Below are 1,972 nucleotides of genomic sequence, written 5' to 3' on the forward strand. Positions count from 1 at the left end.
CGAGGCCGATCCGCTCGGCGATCTGAGTGATCGTCGCCGGCTCGAAGCGGAGCACGGCCATGATGCGGTGACGGGTGAGGTTGGAGGCGGCGCGCGCAGCTGCTCATCCGTGGTGACGTGAAACGTCTCGGGAAGATCATCGGTAGGCAGGTCCCCAATGGACAACGTTTCTTGACCATTCGGCAAGAGGTTTTCCGAGACCCTGCCACCCGTGATGTCATGTGCGCACAACCGCGGCCCGTATGGCCGGCAGGAGGGGGCAGCATTGAGCCAGTACTACGCGTTGGGTGACCGGACCCTGTGGAACCCGTCCAACGGAGCTTCCCGGCTCTTCACGCGCCAGGTGAGCCTCTACGAGGCCGAGCTGGGCCTCCCGTCCGGCATCGGCCCCATGCGGGCTGACGAGTGCCGGATCGAGCCCCTCGTGTTCAGCGGGTTCGTAGACGCCCTGCTCGCATGGCACGGGGCCACGCGTCATGCCGTCGTGGTCTCCCTGTCCGAGGGGTTCGTTGCCACGGTGTTGGTCTTGGCGGACCGAGCGGGCGTCCAGGTGACATGGCCGCCGACGGCCTCGGCCGAGACCTGGGCAGGCGCCCTTCAGCAGAAGTCACGCGAGCTGGGCCGCTGCATGGCGGTCTGAGACGTCGCCCCTGCTCCGCTGCGTGTCGGGCGGGGCGGTGCCGGGTCGAAGGGCCGCAGCACCGCAGACACGTGTACCCCGGCAAACGTAACCGCCGCCTGTGACAACGGCTCAGCCTGCCGGGGCGGCGCGACCGCCGGCGGGGTCGGAGGTTACTCGGTCGGGCGGCGGCCCCAGACCGAGATCAGCGGTGCGAGGGTCAGGTCGAGTTCGCCCGCCTCGACGGCGGCCAGGTGCGCGTCGATCTCGGCGTCGTCGGTCAGGCCGGCCGCGAGCAGTTCGCCCCGTACGTGCCGGATCGTCGCCGCCTCCAGCCGGTCGCAGGCCGGTCCGCCGACGGGGAAGGAGCCCGCCGCGGCGACGTCCACCAAACCGGCCTCACGCAGGGCCCGCGGCAGCGTCCGGCCGTAGCGCAAGTCCGCGCCGCGGCGCGCCAGCAGCTCCCGGACCGCGTCGCGCAGTCGGTTGGCCCGCCGCTGCGCGGGACCGCTGTCGTCCAGGCACGCCAGTGGCTGCAAGGCGGTGTCCGCGTCCTCGACCAGCAGCAGGCCACCGGGGCGCAGCGCCGCCGCCATCGTGGCCAACGCCCGCGCCCGGTCGGGGACGTGGACCAGCACCAGTCGGGCGTGCACCAGATCGAACGTCCCCGGCTCCGGGGGCGGATCAGCGGCCACGTCGTGCCGGCGCACCTCGTACCCGTCGCCTGCCCCCAGCCACGACGGGTCGATGTCCGTGGCCAGGACGTGCCCGGTCGGACCGACGGCCGCCGCGAGTGCCTCCGGGATGCCGGGACCACCGGCCCCCACTTCCCAGCAGCGCCAGCCGGCCTTCACCCCCAGCCGGTCGAAGTGCCCGCGCGTCACACCGTCGAACAGGTCGGCCAGCCAGACGAACCGCTCGCCCGCCTTGGCGCGCGCGTTGTCCAGCAGGTACCCGCGGGCGGAATCCGGCTCTCCACCGAACGCGGCGGTACCGCCCACCGGATCCGGTCGGTCGCCGATGCGCGGCGGGCGGGGCGAGGAGGTCATGCCCCCCATGGTCGGCCTTCACGGGCCGTCCGCGCCACGACGACGGGAGAGAAACGCCTCACACAGCCGTGACGCCAGGGCGTCAGCCCGGGTCGGGCAGGAAGGGGAGGCAGTCCGGCTCCGGCCCGGACGGGACGACCGCGCAGCTCGCCTCGGGAAGCTCGCTCCACATCCCGGGCAGATCCCCGAGCGGCTCGGACACCACGATCCGGGTGTCGTCGGAGATTTCGCGGAGGTAGTCGACATCCGGGTGCAGCCGGCGGAAAGTCCGCGATGGATCCGTTGTGCGTCCACAGCCACCGGC

At 72.4% G+C, this 1,972-nt stretch carries 2 protein-coding genes and 2 pseudogenes; 1 reads left to right on the forward strand and 3 read right to left on the reverse strand.

What is annotated here, in order from left to right; all coding sequences use genetic code 11:
• Positions 1-150, reverse strand: a pseudogene (locus tag VR44_RS48000) (transcriptional regulator); the annotation flags it as partial.
• A 115-nt stretch (positions 151-265) separates the two neighbouring features.
• On the opposite strand from VR44_RS48000, the gene VR44_RS37515 reads away from it, so the two are divergent.
• A complete protein-coding gene (locus VR44_RS37515) occupies positions 266-640 on the forward strand; it encodes a DUF6086 family protein (protein WP_045952147.1) in 375 nt (124 codons plus the stop codon).
• 152 nt (positions 641-792) lie between these two features.
• Here VR44_RS37515 and VR44_RS37520 read toward each other — a convergent pair whose 3' ends face one another.
• Together VR44_RS37520 and VR44_RS43405 are read right to left on the reverse strand one after the other, a co-directional pair.
• Complete coding sequence (locus VR44_RS37520) at positions 793-1,668, reverse strand: methyltransferase domain-containing protein (protein ID WP_094192173.1); 876 nt, start codon at positions 1,666-1,668, stop codon at positions 793-795.
• A gap of 82 nt (positions 1,669-1,750) precedes the next feature.
• Positions 1,751-1,972: pseudogene (locus VR44_RS43405) on the reverse strand (hypothetical protein); the annotation flags it as partial.

Source organism: Streptomyces katrae, assembly GCF_000966975.1.
Lineage (GTDB): Bacteria > Actinomycetota > Actinomycetes > Streptomycetales > Streptomycetaceae > Streptomyces > Streptomyces katrae.

What these genes read in the sequence shown, in the direction of transcription:
- VR44_RS37520 (WP_094192173.1), bottom strand. Translation starts at nt 1,668, where the DNA reads ATGACCTCCTCGCCCCGCCCGCCGCGCATCGGCGACCGACCGGATCCG.